The 19,597-nt window shown below is 69.8% G+C and carries 17 protein-coding genes; 6 read left to right on the top strand and 11 right to left on the bottom strand.

From position 1 onward, the window contains the following. The first annotated feature begins 169 nt into the window (after positions 1-169). The gene (locus tag AKH00_RS03275) at positions 170-2,053 is read left to right on the top strand and encodes an anthranilate synthase family protein (RefSeq protein ID WP_050721262.1); all 1,884 of its coding nucleotides are present in this window, start codon (positions 170-172) and stop codon (positions 2,051-2,053) included. A gap of 12 nt (positions 2,054-2,065) precedes the next feature. Here AKH00_RS03275 and AKH00_RS03280 read toward each other — a convergent pair whose 3' ends face one another. Next, positions 2,066-3,382, bottom strand: a complete 1,317-nt coding sequence (locus tag AKH00_RS03280) for a M50 family metallopeptidase (protein WP_152926096.1) — start codon at positions 3,380-3,382, stop codon at positions 2,066-2,068. Positions 3,383-3,475: 93 nt separating this feature from the next. Here AKH00_RS03280 and AKH00_RS03285 point away from each other — a divergent pair, with 93 nt between their 5' ends. From AKH00_RS03285 to AKH00_RS03295, 3 genes are all read left to right on the top strand, one after another. After that, positions 3,476-4,060, top strand: a complete 585-nt coding sequence (locus tag AKH00_RS03285; protein WP_050721263.1) for a hypothetical protein — start codon at positions 3,476-3,478, stop codon at positions 4,058-4,060. 95 nt (positions 4,061-4,155) lie between these two features. Further along, positions 4,156-4,860, top strand: a complete 705-nt coding sequence (locus tag AKH00_RS03290) for a YcnI family copper-binding membrane protein (protein ID WP_050721264.1) — start codon at positions 4,156-4,158, stop codon at positions 4,858-4,860. Positions 4,861-4,945: 85 nt separating this feature from the next. After that, positions 4,946-6,568: a Mur ligase family protein gene (locus AKH00_RS03295; protein WP_050721265.1), complete on the top strand. Its 1,623-nt coding sequence runs from the start codon at positions 4,946-4,948 to the stop codon at positions 6,566-6,568. Positions 6,569-6,602: 34 nt separating this feature from the next. Here AKH00_RS03295 and dxr read toward each other — a convergent pair whose 3' ends face one another. Next, positions 6,603-7,685, bottom strand: coding sequence for a 1-deoxy-D-xylulose-5-phosphate reductoisomerase (dxr, locus tag AKH00_RS03300; protein ID WP_050721266.1), 1,083 nt, complete (start codon positions 7,683-7,685; stop codon positions 6,603-6,605). 36 nt (positions 7,686-7,721) lie between these two features. Further along, positions 7,722-8,708, bottom strand: a complete 987-nt coding sequence (locus AKH00_RS03305; protein ID WP_050721267.1) for an FKBP-type peptidyl-prolyl cis-trans isomerase — start codon at positions 8,706-8,708, stop codon at positions 7,722-7,724. Positions 8,709-8,832: 124 nt separating this feature from the next. Here AKH00_RS03305 and AKH00_RS03310 point away from each other — a divergent pair, with 124 nt between their 5' ends. Continuing rightward, positions 8,833-9,612 carry a lysophospholipid acyltransferase family protein gene (locus tag AKH00_RS03310; RefSeq protein WP_050721268.1) on the top strand — a complete coding sequence of 260 codons (780 nt, stop codon included), beginning with the start codon at positions 8,833-8,835 and terminating at the stop codon, positions 9,610-9,612. Between the two features lie 63 nt (positions 9,613-9,675). Here AKH00_RS03310 and AKH00_RS03315 read toward each other — a convergent pair whose 3' ends face one another. Beyond that, positions 9,676-10,170 (bottom strand): OsmC family protein, encoded by a 495-nt coding sequence (locus tag AKH00_RS03315; protein ID WP_050721269.1) that lies wholly within the window; start codon positions 10,168-10,170, stop codon positions 9,676-9,678. A gap of 127 nt (positions 10,171-10,297) precedes the next feature. On the opposite strand from AKH00_RS03315, the gene AKH00_RS03320 reads away from it, so the two are divergent. Further along, positions 10,298-11,293 (top strand): asparaginase, encoded by a 996-nt coding sequence (locus AKH00_RS03320; RefSeq protein WP_050721270.1) that lies wholly within the window; start codon positions 10,298-10,300, stop codon positions 11,291-11,293. Between the two features lie 25 nt (positions 11,294-11,318). Here the strand turns inward: AKH00_RS03320 and AKH00_RS03325 are convergent, their stop codons facing one another. From AKH00_RS03325 to AKH00_RS03355, 7 genes are all read right to left on the bottom strand, one after another. Beyond that, complete coding sequence (locus AKH00_RS03325; protein ID WP_050721271.1) at positions 11,319-14,081, bottom strand: FtsK/SpoIIIE domain-containing protein; 2,763 nt, start codon at positions 14,079-14,081, stop codon at positions 11,319-11,321. Between the two features lie 57 nt (positions 14,082-14,138). After that, complete coding sequence (locus AKH00_RS03330; RefSeq protein ID WP_050721272.1) at positions 14,139-14,945, bottom strand: PP2C family protein-serine/threonine phosphatase; 807 nt, start codon at positions 14,943-14,945, stop codon at positions 14,139-14,141. Between the two features lie 209 nt (positions 14,946-15,154). Next, positions 15,155-16,003, bottom strand: a complete 849-nt coding sequence (locus AKH00_RS18090; RefSeq protein WP_050721273.1) for a hypothetical protein — start codon at positions 16,001-16,003, stop codon at positions 15,155-15,157. A 121-nt stretch (positions 16,004-16,124) separates the two neighbouring features. Further along, positions 16,125-16,871 (bottom strand): YaaA family protein, encoded by a 747-nt coding sequence (locus AKH00_RS03340; RefSeq protein ID WP_050721274.1) that lies wholly within the window; start codon positions 16,869-16,871, stop codon positions 16,125-16,127. Between the two features lie 75 nt (positions 16,872-16,946). After that, the gene (locus tag AKH00_RS03345) at positions 16,947-17,207 is read right to left on the bottom strand and encodes a F0F1 ATP synthase subunit epsilon (RefSeq protein WP_050721275.1); all 261 of its coding nucleotides are present in this window, start codon (positions 17,205-17,207) and stop codon (positions 16,947-16,949) included. A gap of 2 nt (positions 17,208-17,209) precedes the next feature. Continuing rightward, positions 17,210-18,664 (bottom strand): F0F1 ATP synthase subunit beta, encoded by a 1,455-nt coding sequence (gene atpD / locus AKH00_RS03350; protein ID WP_050721276.1) that lies wholly within the window; start codon positions 18,662-18,664, stop codon positions 17,210-17,212. Positions 18,665-18,685: 21 nt separating this feature from the next. After that, a complete protein-coding gene (locus AKH00_RS03355; RefSeq protein WP_050721277.1) occupies positions 18,686-19,585 on the bottom strand; it encodes a F0F1 ATP synthase subunit gamma in 900 nt (299 codons plus the stop codon). Positions 19,586-19,597 lie beyond the last annotated feature (12 nt).

Consider the following 19,597-nt stretch of genomic DNA (forward strand, 5'->3'; position numbering starts at 1 on the left):
GTCACGCGCCCGTCACCGGCATCGGCGGTGTGATAGTTTCGGCGCATGCTCGCGAACCTCACCTGGTGGCCCGCCTCCTAGGCGGTGTATTCGCGTTCCCACGAATCTAGACCGCCTCCGGGGCGGTCTTTTCGTTGAGCCGAGCCGGAGCCATGCACAGGAGACCCCGATGACCCTCTCTCGCCTCGCCGAGCTCACTGCCGACCCGGAGGCGTCCTTCGTCCTCATCGCTCGGGACGGCGCCGACACCGTCGAGCTGCTCAGCGGAGAAGTCGTCGACGTCGACCTGCTCGCCGACATCCCTCTGACGATCGACGGCACGGCCCGCGAGATCTTCGCGATGGTCCCCTATCGTCAGGTCCGCGAGCGCGGGTTCGTCGCCCAGGACGACGGCGCCCCGTTGCGCTGCGTCGTCGTCGACGAACATCTCCACGTCGCGACACCCGAGCTGCTCACCGCGCTCCCGGCCGAGAGCGTCCCGCTGCGCGACGGAGCCTTCGACGTCTCGGACGAGGACTACGCGCAGATCGTCGAGACGGTCATCGCCGACGAGATCGGACGCGGCGAGGGCGCGAACTTCGTGATCCGGCGCGACTACACCGCCGAGATCGACACGGACGACCGCACGGCTGCCCTCACCTGGTTCCGCGCACTGCTGGCCCACGAACGCGGCGCGTACTGGACTTTCGCGGTCGTCACCCCCGGGCACATCGCGGTCGGCGCGAGCCCCGAAGCCCACGTCGTCGCCCGCGAGGGGGTCGTGACGATGAACCCGATCTCCGGCACCTTCCGACACCCGGCCGGCGGCTCGACGCGGGAGACCCTCATGGAATTCCTCTCGTCGACCAAGGAGACCGAGGAGCTCTTCATGGTCGTCGACGAGGAGCTGAAGATGATGAGCGCGGTGTGCTCGGACGGCGGGCGGATCACCGGTCCGCACCTGAAGGAGATGTCTCGTCTCACGCACACCGAGTACATGCTCCGCGGGCGCAGTCGTCTCGATCCGCGTGACATCCTGCGTGAGACCATGTTCGCTCCGACCGTCACCGGGTCGCCGATGCAGAACGCCTGCGCGGTGATCCGGCGTCACGAGACGAAGCCCCGGGGGTACTACTCCGGCGTCGCCGCTCTCTTCACCCCGAACGACGCGGGGGGACACGACCTCGACGCCCCCATCCTGATCCGCACCGTGTACGTGCAGGGCGGCTCGCTCAGCGTGCCGGTGGGCGCGACCCTCGTGCGCCATTCCGATCCGCACGGGGAGGTGTCCGAGACGCACGGCAAGGCCGCGGGAGTCCTCGGTGCGATCGGGGCGATCGATCGCGACCGTGCCGCAGAAGCCCGTCAGGACGCGGATGAGCCCGGCGGACGCCAGTCGCTGGCCGACGACCCCGACATCGCCGCGTTGCTCTCCTCCCGCAACGCGCGCCTCGCCGACTTCTGGCTGAACCCGCAGGGCGAGGACTTCACGGGACCGTTCACGGGGCGCACGGCGCACGTGGTCGACGCGGAGGACCGCTTCACCACGATGCTCGCGCACCAGCTGCGCCACCTCGGACTCGACGTGACGATCACTCCCTGGAGCGACGCCAGGGATGACGAGGTCGACTCGGCGGACCTGGTGGTCGCGGGTCCCGGACCGGGTGACCCCCGCGACGGGGCCGACCCGCGGATCGCCCGCATGCGGGAGATCGTCGGCCGGCGGGTCGACGCACGGAAGCCGCTGCTCGCGGTGTGTCTGAGCCACCAGATCCTCGCCGACAGGCTGGGCATCGTGCTCACACCGCTCGACGCTCCGCACCAGGGACTGCAGAAGTCCGTCCCCGTGTTCGGCGAGGACGCCTCGATCGGCTTCTACAACACGTTCACGGCGCGGGTCGCCCCCGGCACGACGCAGGTGGGCGGCGTCGAGGTGTCGGCGGATCCGGCCACCGGAGACGTGTACGCCCTGGGCGGACCGCACGTCGCCTCGGTGCAGGGCCACCTGGAGTCGATCCTGTCGCGCGACGGCATCCGCACCCTCCACCGTCTCGTGGAGAAGGCGCTCGCCTGAAGGCACCGGAGCTCAGCCGCCGAGGAGCGTGATCGGGTTGAACACATCGGCCAGGAGAAGCAGCGCGCCCATCGCGATCAACAAGATAGCGACGACGACCGTCAGAGGCACGAGTCGCGTCGCGTCGACCGGTGCGGGCGGCGGGCGGCGGAAGAGCCGCGCCCCTGCACGGCGGATGCCGTCCCACAGCGCGACGACGATGTGACCGCCGTCCAGCGGCAGCAGCGGGAGCAGGTTGAAGACGAACAACGCCACGTTGAGCGAACCCAAGAGGCCGAGCAGCACCGCGAAGCGATTCAGCACCGGCGCGTCTGTGGCCGCGACCTCGCCGGCCAGACGCCCCACACCCACGACGCTCAGCGGACCGTTGGGATCGCGCTCCCCGCCGGTGACGAGCGACACACCGATGTCCCAGAGCCGCACCGGGAGCGTGAGGATCATCGACCCGACGCGCGCGACGGTGTCGCCGGCCATCTCCGGACCGGCTGAGAGCGGCAGCTGGATGTAGCCCATCTGGGCACCCATGCCGACGTAGCCGACCTCCTTCACCACCGGCTCGCCGTCGTCCCCCAGCACCGGCTGGCCGCTGGCGTCGGTGATCGTCCGCTCAGCACTCACGGGCGTGATGCGCAGCGTCTGCTCTGCGCCGTCGCGGCGCACCACGACGTCGAGCGTCTCGCCCGGAGATGCCTGCACGATCGCTGTGGCCTCGGCGAACGTCGACACCGGCGTGCCGTCGATCGATACGAGCACGTCGCCCGGCTCGACCCCGCCCTCTGCCGCGGGGGTAGCGGGGTCGTCGGGGGCGCACTCGGTCGCGGTGGACCCCGCGGGCAGCACGCACTCGCTCACCGAGGCGATGGTCGTCGTGCCCTGCTGCACGCCGATCCCGGACACGAGCACGGTGAAGATCACGACGGCGAGCACCAGGTTCATGAGCGGGCCGCCCAGCATGACGATCACACGCTTCCACACCGGCAGCCGATAGAACACTCGGTCTTCGGCGCCGTCCGCGATCGTCTCGTCGTTCGCCGTGCGCGCATCCTGCACGAGTGCACGGAACACGCCCTTGGCGGGACCGGCGTCCTTCGACGACGGATACATTCCCGACATCGAGATGAACCCGCCGAGCGGGAGGAGCTTGAAGCCGTACTCGGTCTCCCCGATGCGCTTCGACCAGAGTCGCGGTCCGAAGCCGATCATGTACTGGCCGACGCGCACGCCGAACAGCTTGGCGGGGAGGAGGTGACCGACCTCGTGCAGACCGATCGACAGGCCGAGGCCGATCAGCATGAACACGATGCCACCCAGATAGAGCAGTGCTTCCACTCCCCCACGGTACTGGTCTCCGCCTAGGAATCAGCCCACATCACATCGGGCGCCCGTGCTCGGATGCGGCCGCGCGCGGTCTAGGGTTGATCCGTGACTCCCCGCCAGCTGCGACTCCTGCGTGCAGCGGCGTCGTCGTCAGTCGCGACGGTTCTCGCCGCGGTGTCGCACACGATCGGCGGCGGAGCGGCCCCGCATCCGCTGCTCGTGCTGGCGATGGCCGTGCTCCTGATCCCCGTCGCGGCGCTGCTCGTCGGCAGCCGCGTGTCGCGCACCCGGGTCGCCCTCGCCGTGATCGTCGCACAGGCGGCGTTCCATGTCGTCTTCGCCGTACTCGGGGCGCCCACTGCCGGATCCTTCGCCGGGTCGTCGGCCGCCGCGCACCAGCATCATGTCGATCTGACGTCCTTCGGCCCCGTGGTCGCCGTCGTCGCCCCTGATGCGCTGATGCTCGTCGCCCACGTCGTCGCGGCCGTTCTCACGACGGCACTGCTGTGGCGGGGCGAGGCCCTGATCCGTGCGATCGCACGCTGGATCGTCGCGCGACTGCGCGACCGCTCGGCATCCGTCCGCCTCCCTCATCGTCCACGCCAGCCCCTCTCGTCGCTGACGCCCGCTCTCGTCGACCCCTCACTCACGGCATCCGTGTCGCGTCGGGGCCCGCCCGCGCTGGTCTGAGCCCCTCACATCCTGCGCCGTCTCCGACGAGGCGGTGCTTCCCGCGGTCTCCGCGCGCCCGTGGCGCGCTCCGCACCTCAGACTCAGGAGTATTCATGCGTACCTTCAGCACCCGCCCCTCGACCGCCCGTCGCACCGTCGTCGCCGGACTCGTCACCGGCGCCGTCCTCGCTCTCGCCGTTCCCGCGATGGCCAGCGCCCACGTCACGGTGAGCCCCGATGAGCTCGCTGCCGGCGATCACGGCACCCTCACGTTCGCCTTCTCGCACGGCTGCGAGGACTCGCCCACCACCGCCCTGCGCATCACGATGCCCGAGGGCCTCGCGTCGGTCGCGCCCACCATCGACCCGAACTGGACGATCGACGTCGAGCGCGGCGACGACGGCCTCGTGAGCGCGGTGACATACACCGCCGTGGCGCCCGTGGCGAACGGCCTGCGCGGTGCGGTCACGCTCGGAGTGGGCCTCGATGACAGCACCCCCGACACGCTCGTGTTTCCCGTCGTGCAGTCCTGCGTCGTCGGGAGCACCGAGTGGACCCAGGTCGCCGAGGACGGCGAGGATCCGCACGGCCTGGATGCCCCCGCCCCTGTCGTGACGGTCGGCGAGGCCACCGGCGGGCACGGCGAGCACGGCGAGCACGATGCCGCAGGCAGCGACGAGTCCGCGACCGCATCCGGGGACACGGACGCAGGCGGCGACGGACAAGGCGCGCTCGGCGTGGCATTCGGAGCAGGCGGACTCGTCGCAGGCGTCGCCGCGCTCGTCGTGTCGATCCTCGCGTTCCGCCGCCGGGCCTGAGACGCGCACGTCCCCCGCCCACGTCTGGGCGGGGGACGTGCCGCACCCCGATTCGACCGTCCCTCCGTGAGATCATGGAGACGACATGTCGATTGAACAGCAACCGAGCCTGCCGCCCGTGCTCCGCCCCGCGAACCCGCCCCGGCGTGAGCTGTCCGAACTCGCCTCCCGATTCGCGCGTGACGTGCGCGGCGATGCGACGGGAGTGACCCTGACCGGGATCACCCTCGCCACCGCCGACCTCCGCGCCGGAGAGGCCTTCGTCGCGATCCAGGGGGTGAACCGCCACGGCGCGGAGTTCGCACCGGTGGCCGCGGAGAAGGGCGCTGTCGCGATCATCACCGACGACGCCGGCGCCGACATCGCGGCATCCGCCGGCCTCCCGATCGTGGTGGTCGACGATCCTCGCGGTGTGCTCGGGGATCTGAGCGCGTGGGTGTACGGGACCGGAGCCGACGACCCGCTGCCGCTTCTGTTCGCGACCACCGGGACGAACGGCAAGACGAGCGTCTCGCATCTGCTCGAGGGCATCCTCGACCAGCTCGGCGTGGTGACGGGCCTGTCGTCGACCGCCGAGCGTCACATCGCCGGCGAGGTCATCGTCTCTCGTCTGACCACGCCCGAGGCCTCCGAGATGCACGCCCTGCTCGCGCTCATGCGCGAGCGTGAGGTCGAGGCCGTGGCCGTCGAGGTGAGCGCGCAGGCGCTCTCCAGGCACCGTGTCGACGGCATCCGCTTCGACGTCGCAGGGTTCACCAACCTGAGCCACGACCACCTCGACGACTACGCCGACATGGAGGAGTACTTCGAGGCCAAGCTTCCCCTGTTCCGTCCGGACCGCGCGATCACGTCCGTCGTGTGCCTCGACTCCGCTTCGGGTGCGATCGTCGCCCAGCGTGCCGAGATCCCCGTGGTGACCGTGGCGACACCAGCGATCGCGACCGACCGCGCGGCCGCCGAGCGCGCGGACTGGGTCGTCACGATCGACGAGGAGCGCGCCGCCGGCACGACGTTCACCATGACCGGCCCCTCCGGCTCCCTCACGACGACCGTCCCCGTGATCGGCCCGCACATGGCGGCGAACGCGGCTCTCGCGATCGTCATGCTGCTCGAGGGCGGCTACCCCTGGGAGCGGATCACCGCAGCGCTCGCGAGAGACGGCGACATCCACGCGCACCTTCCCGGGCGCACCCAGCTCGTCTCGGGCGAGACAGGACCCGCGGTGTTCGTCGACTTCGGCCACTCCCCCGACGCGTTCGAGAAGACCCTCGCCGCCGTGCGTCGCGTGACACCGGGGAAGGTCCTCATGCTATTCGGCGCCGACGGGGATCGCGACGCGAGCAAGCGCTACGACATGGCCCGCACGGCCGTGGAGGGCAGCGACATCCTCGTCGTCACCGACCATCACCCGCGCTTCGAGGACCCCGAGTCCATCCGGGCCACGCTCGTCGCCGGCGCCCGCGCAGCGCGCCCGGATGCCGAGATCCACGAGTTCTCGCCGCCCGAGACGGCGATCGTCGCGGCGGTCGGACTGGTCGGCGACGGCGACGCGATCCTCTGGGCGGGCCCCGGACACCAGGACTACCGCGACATCCGCGGCGTCCGCACACCCTACTCGGCGCGGGAGCTCGCGCGGCGTGCACTCAAGGCCGCAGGGTGGCCGGTGCCGGATCCGGCGTGGCCCGTACCCTACGCGCCTGAGGACTGAAAGGAGACGGCGGGCCGAAGAACTCGGTCTGCGCTCAGCCCTTGGCGATGAGCGCGTCCGCCGTGCGACGCGCCCACAGTTCGGCGTCGGCGAGCGATTCGAGCGTGAGCGATGCCGGCGGCTCGTGCGCGTCGACGACCCGGGAGATCGTGTCGACGATCCCGAGGAAGGTCAGACGCCCCTCGTGGAACGCCGTGACGGCCTGTTCGTTCGCGGCGTTGTAGACCGCGGGGAACGTGGCGCCGGCGCGTCCGACGGCCTTCGCCAGCGCGACGGCCGGGAACGCGTCGTCATCCAGCGGTTCGAACGTCCAGGATGCGGCCTTCGTCCAGTCGAGCGGACGCCCGACACCACCGACACGGCTCGGCCAGTCGAGGCCGAGCGAGATCGGCAGGCGCATGTCGGGCGGTGAGGCCTGCGCGATGGTCGACCCGTCGACGAACTCCACCATGGAGTGCACGATGGACTGCGGATGCACCACGACCTCGATGTCGTCGTACGCGATGTCGAACAGGAGGTGCGCCTCGATCACCTCGAGCCCCTTGTTGACGAGGGTCGCGGAGTTCGTCGTCACCATGCGACCCATGTCCCAGGTCGGATGCGCGAGGGCTTCCTGCGGGCTGACCTCGGCCATCTCGGAGCGGGTGCGCCCGCGGAACGGTCCGCCGGACGCGGTCACGACGAGACGGCGGACCTCATCGTGCGTGCCGCTGCGGAGCGCCTGCGCGAGCGCGGAATGCTCGGAGTCGACGGGGACGATCTGGTCGGGCGCCGCCGCGGCGAGCACGAGCTCCCCGCCGACGATCAGCGACTCCTTGTTCGCGAGCGCGAGCGTGCGACCAGCCGTGAGCGCGGCGAGGGTGGATCCGAGTCCGATCGATCCGGTGATGGCGTTCAGCACCACATCCGCCTCGACATCGCGGACGAGCTGTTCGGCCTGCTCGGCACCCAATGCCGTGTCCTCGACCTGGAAGCGCGCGGCCTGCTCCGCCAGCATCTCGGCGTTGCTGCCTGCGGCCAGACCGACGAGCTCGAACCGTCGCGGGTTCGCGCGGATGACGTCGAGCGCCTGGGTGCCGATGGAACCGGTGGAGCCGAGGACGATGATGCGACGCATGACGTCAGCCTATGACACGCCCTCGGCTCGAACGGATCAGCCGGCCTGCGCGATCGGCGTCGTCCCGAGGATGTCGACGACGAACACCAGGCTCTCGTTCTGGAGCTCGTTGCCCTCGGATGCGCCGTAGCCGTCCTTCGGAGGCATCGCGACGACGACCTGCGATCCGACGGTCTGCCCCTCGAGGGCCATCTTGAAGCCGGTCACGACGCCGGTGGTCGGGAACTGCGCGGGCACGGCACCACGACCCCAGCTGGAGTCGAACTCGCTGCCGTCGGACCACTTGACGCCGCGGTACTGAACCGTGACGAGGTCACCGGACTGGACGACGGGTCCGTCGCCCTTCTTGAGTGTCTCGACCTCGGTCTCGGTCGGGGCGTCTCCGTCCGGGATGGTGATGGTGGGGGCTCCCTCGTCGTCGAGCTCGACGGTCGGCATTCCCTCGACGGGGTCGACGTCCTCACCGGAAGCGGTCGTCGGAAGCTTCTCGATGGTCTCGACGTAGAGGATGTTCGCGTTCGAACCGTCCTGGACGGGAGGCAGTGCGAGCGCGACCTGCGAGCCGAGCGGCGCGCACTCGACGGCGGCCGTGAAAGCGAACTCCTGAGTCAGGTCGTAGTTCTGCTGCTGCGACTGTCCGCTGCTCAGGAGAGCGGGAACGACGCCGTCGGGGCCGAGCGATGAGCTCGCGAGCACCTCGCTCGTCGCGGCATCGACGAGCTGATAGCGCAGCGAGACGAGGTCGCCGGCGTGAAGGTCGTCACCGCTGCCCTCCTTCACGACGGTCCGCTCCGCGGCGGTGATCTCTGTGCCCGCGGGGACGGAGACCTTCGCGTCGGCTCCTTCGCCGTCGACAACGACGGCGTCCGATCCGGCGCCCGACGGCAGATCGGCCATGCACGCCGTGTTGGGGGTCGATGTCGGGTCGGCCGTCGAGTCGGGGGCGGCGTCGCCCGAGCATCCCGCCAGAAGGAGGGTCGCTGCGGCGACGGTGGACAGGACGATGAGCGGACGCTTGCGCACAGTGAGACCTCAGGGTTCGCGGGCGGGACAGTCCATCATCTCTCATCGCCCTTTGTCCGCGCTGGGAGGCGCGCGATGATGCTTCATTCCCGCACGAGCATGAATCCGGCGGTACTCTGCTCTGATGACGTCAGAGCAGCCCGTGGAGCCCGAACCGTCGCCCGAGGACTCGGCGAAGCCACGGCACACGGGATTCGCCTACGCGCTGGGGCGCAGTCTCATCACCCCGCTCGCGCGCGGCGTGTACCGCCCGCGGATCGAAGGCCGGGATAACGTCCCTCGCGATGGCGCGGTGATCTTCGCGAGCAACCATCTCTCGTTCATCGACTCGATCGCCATCCCGGTCGCCGCCCCCCGGCCCGTGCACTTCCTGGCGAAGTCCAGCTACTTCGAGGGCACCGGCTTCAGCGGCTGGCTGAGCAAGACGTTCTTCCAGTCGATCGGTGCGATACCCGTTCGTCGCGGCGCGGGTCAGGCGGCGCTCGACGCTCTCGACGTGCAGCGTCAGCTCCTCGACGAGGGGCTTGCGGTCGCGCTGTACCCCGAGGGGACGAGATCCACAGACGGACGCCTGTACAAGGGCCGTACAGGGGTGGCGTTCCTCGCTCTTCAGACGGGGGCCCCGGTGGTCCCGGTCGGTCTGATCGGCACCGACAAGGTCATGCCGGTCGGAGCCAAGGTCCCGACGCTGAAGGAGAGGATCACGGTCCGGTTCGGCGAGCCGCTCGACCTGTCACCGCACGGCCCCGCCGAGAGCGGCCGCGCACGTCGCCTCGCGACCGACGAGATCATGGCCGCGATCCACGCCCTCTCCGGGCAGGAACTCGCTGGGGCCTACAACGAGGCCCCAGCACAGGGTGCGATCGAGAAGATCAAGCAGGCGCTCCCACACGAACGCCGCTGACCCACGACACTCTCGCCGTCAGCCGGCGTGGCGTCAGCCGGCGTGGCGTCAGCCGGCGTGGCGTCAGCCGGCGTGGGCGGTGACAGTCGCCTCGTGCCGCACGGGGAAGTTCATCGAGTTCGCGATGAAGCACCATTCGTTGGCCTGAGCGTGCGCGCGCTCCGCTGCCTCGATCATGGAGGCCTCGGCGACCACGACCTGCGGACGGAGCATCACCTCGACGAACGCTCCCCCGCCTGCTCCGTTCTCGCGCATCAGGCCGGTCGCCGCGTCCCGGTAGGACAGGACAACGACTCCTGCGGTCACGCATGCATGCAAGTAGGACAGCAGGTGGCACTGCGACAGGGAGGCGAGCAGCATGTCCTCCGGGTTCCAGCGCGAAGGATCTCCGCGGAACGGCTTGTCGGCCGACGCCAGCAGCTCGGGCTTGCCCTCGACCTCGAGCGTGACGTCACGGCGGTACTCGCGGTAGCCGCTCGTGCCGGTACCGGTGTTGCCGGTCCACGTCGCGGTGAGGGCGTAGCGGTGGTCGCCGAGCGCTGCGGTCGTGTGTGCCATGACACCAGTCTGCCAGCCGCCGCGGACATCGCTGCCGCTACGTCGCGGTCTGCGTCGACGCGCCCGGGCGGGCGACGCCCGCCGCTGGAGGACTCTCCTCGGCGCTCGCGACGATATCCTTGACGACGTGCTGGAGACTCTCACCGTTCAGGATGCCGTGGAACTCGCCGTCGTCGAGCGGAGCGGGTTCGTCGAGTCCCGCCACGCGGGAGCTGCCGTCGTGCTCTCGCCGGACGGGGAGGTCATCGCCCGTCACGGCAACGCCGATGCGCTGATCCTGCCGCGCTCGAGCCTCAAGCCGCTGCAGGCGGTCGCCTGCATCACGGCGGGGGCCGCGCTCGAGGGCGAGCAGCTCGCTCTCTCGACCGCGAGCCACGTGGGAACCGACCGTCACGCCGACGTCGTGCGCGACGTGCTCGCCGAGGGCGGCCTCACAGAAGACGACCTCGCGTGCCCCACGGCGTGGCCGAGCGACACCGCCACGCGCGACGAGATGGTGCGCGAGCACGGTCAGCAGGAGCGCATCCGCATGAACTGCTCGGGCAAGCACGCGGCGATGCTGCGCGCCTGCGTCGCGACGGGCTGGCCGACGCAGGGGTACCTCGACCCCTCGCATCCGCTGCAGGCGCACATCCGCGACGTCATCGAGCGGCTGACCGGCGAGAAGGTCGCGCACACCGCGGTCGACGGGTGCGGGGCTCCCGTGTACGCGATCACGCTGACCGGGCTCGCTCGCTCCATCCATCGCATCGGCACGGCGTCCGACCGCTCGCCGTTCGCGCTGCACCGGGTTGCCGGCTCCCTGGTCCGCGCGGTCCGCGAGAACCCCTGGACCATCGAAGGTCCTGCGCGTCCCGACACGATCGCGATCGAGACGCTCGGCGTCTTCGCGAAGGGCGGCGCCGAGGGCGTCATGGTCATGGTCGCGCCGAACGGCACCACCGTCGCCCTGAAGATGCTCGACGGCGGAGCGCGTGCCTCGACCCTCGTCGCCGCGACGCTCCTGAACCGCTCCGGGGCCATCGCGGACGCCGACCTCGCTGCGCTCACGGCCGCCCTCCCCCTGGGCGTGCTCGGCGCGGGTGGCGTCGTCGGCAGCATCCGCGTCGGTTCCGGCATCTGACGGCTGACTGCTCACTGCTCACTGCTCACTGCCCTGAATTCCAGGCATCGATCACCACCCGTCGCGGAGACTCGGCGCCCCGGACCAGCCACGCCCGTCCGGCGTGAGAGCGGGCGAACGGCGGCAGCTCCCGGATCCCGGTGAGCTGACGGAGTTCGACGGGATGCTCCGCCCTGACGAGGACGTCGCCTTCCACGCGCACCCGCTGCCAGAGCGCCCACTCGCGCTGCCAGGTCTCGGCGTCCGCAATGAGGACCACCGGGTTCGCCGGTGCCGCGGTACGCAGATCCGCGGGGCTGCCGACGGTGTGATCGGGGAAGGCGCGGGCGAGATCCGCGATCGCCTGAGGCGCGCCGGCGCTGACGACGGCGGTCATCGATGCCTGCGGTCGCCACGCGGGCGTCGTCGCTCGCAGGTGCCCCGCCCGTGTCGATCGCAGACGCTGCTCCGGGACCCAGGCGATCTGCACCTCACGGTCCCCGATCCGGGCGCGCCCGGGTGGACGATCTCGGAGATACCCCTCCGCGTCTCCCCCGGCGGCGAGATGGTCGGTGCGACCGCTCGTCCGAAGGAGGGCGCGACGCGGAAGCAGATCGAGGATCCGACCGGCGGCGCCGTGGGCTCTCGTGGCGGTGAGGACGAAGGTGGACTGCGAACCCCCGCGGATGAGCCTCTCCCAGAGTTGCGCGAGATGGGCCGCGTGCTCGTGGGGAAGCGCGTCCAGCTGAGCATCGAGATCATCGCACAGGATCAGCGCCGCCTGCTGAGCGCGCCCGCCATCGGTCACGAGGCCGCACACGGCGTCCCAGGCCCCCTCCGGGTCGGTCGGCACGAGGACCGCGCCAGGCCACTGCGCGGCGATCGTTCGGATCGCGGCGGTCCGTCCGGAGCGGCTCTGGCCGATCAGGGCGATTCCCTTGTCGCGCCCGACCTGCAGGGTCTCCAACGGCTGAGCCTGACTCTCCGGGAGGTCGGCCCGTCCGAGCACGACAGCACCCGGAGGCGTCGTCTCCCGCAGACAGGCGAGAGCGATCCGGCGCGGCAGCGGAGGCAGCCATGGACTCTGCGGCACGGCCGAGGAGCCCCATCGCGCGGCGGCGAGAGCCACATCCTCGCTGCGGGTCAGCGCCACCCGCACCGTTCGAGCATCCTGGTCGCGGGGCCGCCGAACCAGACCGAGGCCTCGGGATTCGGGGCCACCGCCGATCGCGGACGCCGCGTCGCTGCCGATCACCGCGCGGCTGTCAGCGGCGTCCCCGACCCGGAGGCTCACCCGGAGAGGACAGTTCGCCGCGAGAGCGTCCCTGACGACGCCGACCGCGCGCTGCGTGCCCAGCACCAGGTGCATCCCCAGCGCTCGTCCTCGCGCGGCGATATCGGTGAAGACCGTCGCGAGATCGGGATGCTCCTGCAGCAGCGCAGCGAACTCGTCGACGACGATCACCAGGCGCGGCATGTCGACCTGGACGATGTCTCGGGCATACGCATCGGCGAGCACGGTCTCCCGCCGTCGCAACTCGGCTGTGAGGCTCGACACGCCGCGGCGCGCCCCCGCCGGATCGAGGTCCGTGACCACTGCGACCACGTGAGGGAGGGCGCGCAACGGATCGAAGGCAGTGCCGCCTTTGAAGTCGGCGAGCACGAACACCACGCGATCAGGGCCGTACGTGCTCGCCAGCGCCGTCACCCAGGACACCAGGAGTTCGCTCTTGCCGGATCCCGTCGTACCGGTGACGATCGCATGCGGCCCGTCCTCCACGAGGTCGAGCACGATGTCCTCCCCCGCGCCTCGTCCGACCGTCGTGGCGAGCGAGGTCGCACTCGCCTCCTGCGGTAGATCGCCGAGCAGGACGAGATCGGGGATCGGCAAGACGTCGTCGGACTCCTCCTCGAGCTCCGAACTCACCGCGCCGGCCTGCCCGCGCGAGAGGAACTCGGGCATCACATCGACCACGCCCTCGGCGGTGCGCAGGTGCGCGCGCTGCGCTTCCGCGATGTCGATCACGCTCGTGATGCCGTCGGGCACCGCCTGCCCCGGCGGAAGCAACCACACCCTGGCGTCGGCGTCGGGGACGGCCGACGAACCGTGCACCAGGAGTTCCAGCCGGAAGGCTGCACGTCCGGACGCACGCGCATGCGGCAGAGCGGAGAGTCCGAGATGCTCGACCGCAGCGCCGACCAGGGCGAGCTGCGACGGGCCGAAGCGCAGACAGAGCTGCACGGCGAGCGCCCGCGACGCCGCCGCCGCGAGCACCGCGGGGCCGCGCAGTGCGATGCCTCGACCGAGCGGAGCGGTGATCGGGACCTGTTCGATGCGCCCGCAGCGGACCTGGAACTCGCGCGCACGCTCTCCCTCTCCGCCCCCGACCGCACGCACCGCGCTCGTCCGCGCGCCGGAACCGACGACGAGCGCGGTCTCGGGGTCCGGTCGTCGCCCTTCGCGCAGTGGTGGGTCCACCAGCGCGCTCACCACATCGGGATCCCGGTGCCGACGGAGCATGCGCTCCGACTCGTGGCGCTCGCGCAGTTCGTCCTCGGCGCGAGCCCATCCCTTCTCCTCCTCGACCTCCGCACGCCGACGGGCCGCCCGCCGGGAACGGCGGCCGTCGACGACGGCCGCGAAGAGCATGAGCGGGCCGAGCGCGGCGAAGCACAGGGAGAGCAGCGAGCCCGTGACGAGCCAGAGCACGACGCCCGAAGCCACGGGTACGAGCGCGGCGATGATCGGGAGCGAAGGGCGCGCGGGCTGTGCGGGCGCAGCAGGGATCACGATCGGGAGGGAGTCCATCCCTCCAGTGGACACCCGAGCGGTGCACAGGCACCGCTCCTCCACAGGTCTCCGTGGCTATTCGGCGGATTCCTCGGATGGGGAGGAGAGATCGGTCGGCACTTCGGAGACCTGAACGATCACGAGGGTCACGTTGTCCCGTCCCCCGTTCTCGAGAGCGGCGGCCAGCATCGCGTCCACGGCGGCTGCGGGGTCCTGGTTCTCTCGCAGGAAGTGCTGGATGCCGTAATCGGTGAGCTCCTTGGTGAGCCCGTCGGAGCAGATGACGAACCGGTCCCCGGCCCGGACCTCCAGGGCGAGATAGTCCGGCGGGGTCAGCTCGCTCGCGCCCACGGCGCGCGTGATGACGTTGCTGTAAGGATGCCCCTCGGCCTCTTCCGGACTGATCTTGCCCGCGGCGATGAGCTCCTGCACCACGGAGTGGTCGGTCGTCACCTGGACGAGTCGATCGTCGCGCAGGAGGTAGACGCGGGAGTCTCCGATGTTGAGCGCCACCCAATGCGGATCGCCGTCGATGAACTCGAGGAAGATCCCGGTCAGTGTCGTCCCGGTGCCTTCGTCCGTCGTGTCGGGGTGCTCGGCGATGTCACCGACCGCGAGGTCCAACGCCCGCTCGATGGCGGCTCGATCGACGGTCCCCTCGGTCACGAGCGCCTCGAGGCGGGAAATGGTGCTCTGGCTCGCGATCTCCCCGCCCGCGTGGCCGCCCATGCCGTCGGCGACGATGAACAGGGGGTACTCGGCGAAGAACGCGTCCTGGTTGGTCTCCCGACGTCGTCCGACGTCGGTCGCTCCCGCCCACGTCAGGAGCAGCGGATGCTGCGCCACCGTGACGCTGTGCGTCCTCGTCGTCGTCTCAGCCACTCGTCGCCTCCGAAATGCCCCTGGATCGGGTGGCCCCAGGATACTCACACATCGTAATGGACTCCGCGCCGGTGATACCCGCTCGACGCTGGTTCCATACCTCCACGTTATCGTCTCGCGGTGATCGTTCCACACGATCGTCGATGCGATCCGTCGCGCCCGGCACGCACAGAGCCCCCGACCGAGGTCGAGGGCTCTGCAGTCGGCGATCAGGCCGGGGGCTGGTTGGGGTCGGACGGCGCCGCCGGCGGGGCGGGCGGAGCTGCAGGCGGCGCGGCGGGCGGGGCCGGCGGCACCTGAGGAGCTGCCGGCGGAACCTGCGGCGCTGCCGGGGGGACCTGCGGCGCGGTGGGCGGAACGCCAGGAGCCTGCTGCGGGGCTGCGGGCGGCGCGTATCCGGGCTGTGCCGGAGGGGCGTAGCCGGGCTGGGCGGGCGGGGCGTAGCCCTGCTGGGGTGCGCCGTAGCCCTGCTGAGGAGCACCGTAGCCCTGCTGGGGAGCACCGTAGCCCTGCTGGGGAGCACCGTAACCGGGAGCTGCCGCGGGGGTCGGCTGAACGGGGATGCCCTGCCACACCGTCTTGTCTCCGAGGAATCCGTTTCCTGCCCACGGAGCCGGAGCCACGTTCGGGTTCCAGCGCGACTTGTCGAAGGCGTTGATGCCGTACCAGACGAGGGACAGAAGCACGTACAGGATGACCCACACGGCGTCCTTCTGAAGCTTGAGGCCGACACGCCATGCAGCCAGCGCTGCGAACACGGCGAGGGCGAGCGAGAACGCGTAGCCGATGCCGATCCAGCTGAGGAGCAGGGAGCCCGCGAACGCGTACAGCACGAGCCAGGGGCTCAGGTCGCCGAGTTTGAAGAAGACCATGACGCTGTAGACAGGCACCCACGCGCGCCATTTGCCCTCGACACCGGCCTTCTCGAAGATCTTCATGAGGAAGATCGACGAGACCACGTAGAACGCCAACCCGAGTAGCAGGCCGACCAGCCCGATCACGAGCGCGACGCCGACGGCGGCCCCGTTGTCGTAGTAGCCGTTGTACAAGTCGTACATGATGATCCCCTCCGGATCCGATGGAGCAGACGCTGTGCGCGTTGCGACACCCACCATATCGGTGTGCTGTTATTACGGGCAACGACACGCGTGGGGAGAAATCCCCAGGCGACGCCGCACGTCACTCCGTCACGACGAGCTCCAGAACACCCGGCTCCGACGCTTCGCGCAGGATGATGCCCCGCCCCTCCGCCCACGTGCGCAGTGCACGGAGTGAACGGATCCGCGGACGGTCCTCGGCGAACGCGCGCACGAGCATCCCCTTCGACTTCTTGTTGAAGTGGTTGAGCGCCCGGCCGTGCTCCGTCACAACGCGCACGTAGGCGGAGGGAACGGCTGCCGGTACGGGGCCCAACGCCACGTAGGCTTCGCTGCGGAGATCCAGCACGAACGGGGGCTGCTCCGTCGCGATCGCGGCAGACGTCGCCTCGGCCCAATGCCGGCGCAGGGGCGCCACACCGGGCAGTGAGGTGCCCGCCGCGAGACGATACGCCGGGATCCGGTCCAGCGCACCCACGGGGCCGAACGGCGCGGAGTGGATCCAGACGTGGGTGCCCAGCCAACGCCGCGAGGCCGCCGACAGCGTCGCCGCGTCCAGAGCGTCGAACAGCACACCGGTGTAGCGATCGACGGCCGGCATCGTGGGCGCCGTGCGGAGCGCGAGGTTGTACGCGATCTCGTGCGCCTGCTTGGCGCTGAGCTTGAGCGTAGAGCGCGCAGCATCCTCGTCCGCGGCGAGGTCGACGAGGGCGTCAATCACCGCCTGTCGGGCGGATCCCAGGCCGGGCAAGGCGAGACCCGCGACGTCGAGCGGCGCGCCGTCACCACCCGTGCGCTTGGTCTCGGAGGGAGGGAGCAGGATCTTCATGGGACCTCATGACGCAGAGACGCGTCCGCCTCGACTCCCCGGAGGGGTCGAGGCGGACGCGACGAGGGGAACTGATCAGGCGACGAGGGCGGCGTTGCCGGCCACGATCGTCAGGTCGTTGCCCTCCATGGAGAGGAACCCGTCCTGCGCGTTCGCCAGCACCTTGGTGCCGTCGGTCTGGGTGATCCGGACCTGGCCCTCGGCGAGGATCGCCAGGACCGGCTCGTGCCCGGTCATGAAGCCGATCTCGCCCTCGACGGTCTTGGCGACCACGAGGCTCGCCTCCCCCGTCCAGACCTCCGCGTCCGCGGAGACGAGGCTCACGTGCAGCGCCATGGTCAGCCGTTCTCCTTCTGGATCTTCGCCCACTGCTCTTCGACGTCGGAGATGCCGCCGACGTTGAAGAAGGCCTGCTCGGCCACGTGGTCGAAGTCACCGCGGGTGATCGCGTCGAACGACTCGATGGTGTCCTTCAGCGGGACGGTCGAACCCTCGACGCCCGTGAACTTCTTGGCCATGTAAGTGTTCTGCGAGAGGAACTGCTGGATGCGACGTGCACGCGACACGACGATCTTGTCTTCCTCGGAGAGCTCATCGACACCGAGGATGGCGATGATCTCCTGCAGCTCCTTGTTCTTCTGGAGGATCTGCTTGACCGTGGTGGCCACGCGGTAGTGGTCCTCGCCGAGGTAGCGGGGGTCCATGATGCGCGACGTCGAGGTCAGCGGGTCGATGGCCGGGTACAGACCCTTCGACGCGATCTCACGGGAGAGCTCGGTCGTCGCGTCGAGGTGCGCGAAGGTCGTGGCCGGAGCCGGGTCGGTGTAGTCGTCGGCCGGCACGTAGATCGCCTGCAGCGAGGTGATCGAGTGACCACGCGTCGAGGTGATGCGCTCCTGGAGGAGACCCATCTCGTCGGCGAGGTTCGGCTGGTAGCCCACAGCGGAAGGCATGCGGCCCAGAAGGGTCGACACCTCGGAACCGGCCTGCGTGAAGCGGAAGATGTTGTCGATGAAGAGCAGCACGTCCTGCTTCTGCACGTCGCGGAAGTACTCCGCCATCGTCAGCGCCGACAGGGCGACGCGAAGGCGCGTCCCCGGCGGCTCGTCCATCTGGCCGAAGACGAGGGCGGTCTTGTCGAAGACGCCCGCCTCCTCCATCTCGTGGATCAGGTCGTTGCCCTCACGGGTGCGCTCGCCGACACCGGCGAACACCGACACACCACCGTGGTCCTGCGCAACGCGCTGGATCATCTCCTGGATGAGGACGGTCTTGCCGACACCGGCACCACCGAACAGACCGATCTTTCCACCCTGCACGTAGGGGGTCAGGAGGTCGATCGACTTGATGCCGGTCTCGAACATGGTGGTCTTCGACTCGAGCTGGTCGAAGTTCGGGGCCTTGCGGTGGATGGGCCAGCGCTCCGTGACCTCGATGGTCTCACCGGGCTCGCCGTTGAGGACCTCGCCGATCACGTTGAAGACCTTGCCCTTGGTGACGTCACCGACGGGGACCGAGATGGCCTCGCCCGTGTCGCGCACCTCCTGCCCGCGGACGATACCGTCCGTGGGCTTCAGGGCGATGGCGCGCACGAGGTCGTCGCCGAGGTGCTGAGCGACCTCGAGCGTGATCTCGGTCGACTCCTCGCCGATGGCGATCGTGGTCTTCAGCGCGTTGTAGATGTCGGGGATCGAGTCGTGCGGGAACTCGATGTCGACAACCGGACCGTTGACGCGTGCGACGCGCCCGACGACCGCGGTCGCCGGCTGGTCAGCCGTGGCGGTGGTGGTCATTTTCGTCTCTTTCCTGAGGGTCTATTTGCTCGACGAGAGGGCGTCGGCGCCGCCGACGATCTCTGCGATCTGCTGCGTGATCTCCGCCTGGCGCGCGTTGTTGCGCAGACGGGTGTAGTCGGTGATGAGCTTGTCGGCGTTGTCGCTGGCGGACTTCATCGCCTTCTGCGTCGCGGCCTGCTTGGCGGCGGACGACTGCAGGAGCGCGTTGAAGACGCGGCTCTGGATGTACACCGGCAGGATCGCGTCGAGCACGGTCTCGGCATCCGGCTCGAACTCGTACAGCGGGTAGACCGTGCTGCCCGCCTCCGAGTCGTCGGCCTCCGTGATCTCCAGCGGAAGCAGGCGCACGGACTCCGGCGACTGCGTCATCATGCTGACGAAACGGTTGTAGACGAGGTGGATCTCGTCGACGCCGCCCTCGTCCGCACCGCGCGAGAAGGCCTCGAGCAGTGTGGCAGAGATCTCCTCCGCCGTGCGGAAGGAGGGGGTGTCGGTGTCGCCGGTCCACTCCGCGGCCGACTCGATGCGACGGAACTGGAAGTACCCGACGGCCTTGCGACCGACCAGGTAGAACACCGGCTCCTTGCCCTGCTCACGCAGGAGCGATGCCACCTCGAGACCCTCACGGAGGATCTGCGAGTTGAAGGCTCCGGCGAGACCGCGGTCCGAGGAGAAGATCACGACCGCGGAGCGGCGGATGTTCTCGGGCTCACGGGTGAGCGGGTGGTCGACGTTCGAGTGCGTCGCGACGGCGGACACGGCCCTCGTCACGGCCCGCGCGAAGGGGCTGGACGCCTTGACGCGTGCCATCGCCTTCTGGATGCGCGAAGCCGCGATGAGTTCCATCGCCTTCGTGATCTTCTTGGTCGTCTGAGCAGAAGAGATCTTCTGCTTGTAGACCCTGAGTTGTGCGCCCATGAATCAGTTCCT

The sequence above is a fragment of the Microbacterium sp. GCS4 genome (genome assembly GCF_001262495.1).
GTDB lineage: Bacteria > Actinomycetota > Actinomycetes > Actinomycetales > Microbacteriaceae > Microbacterium.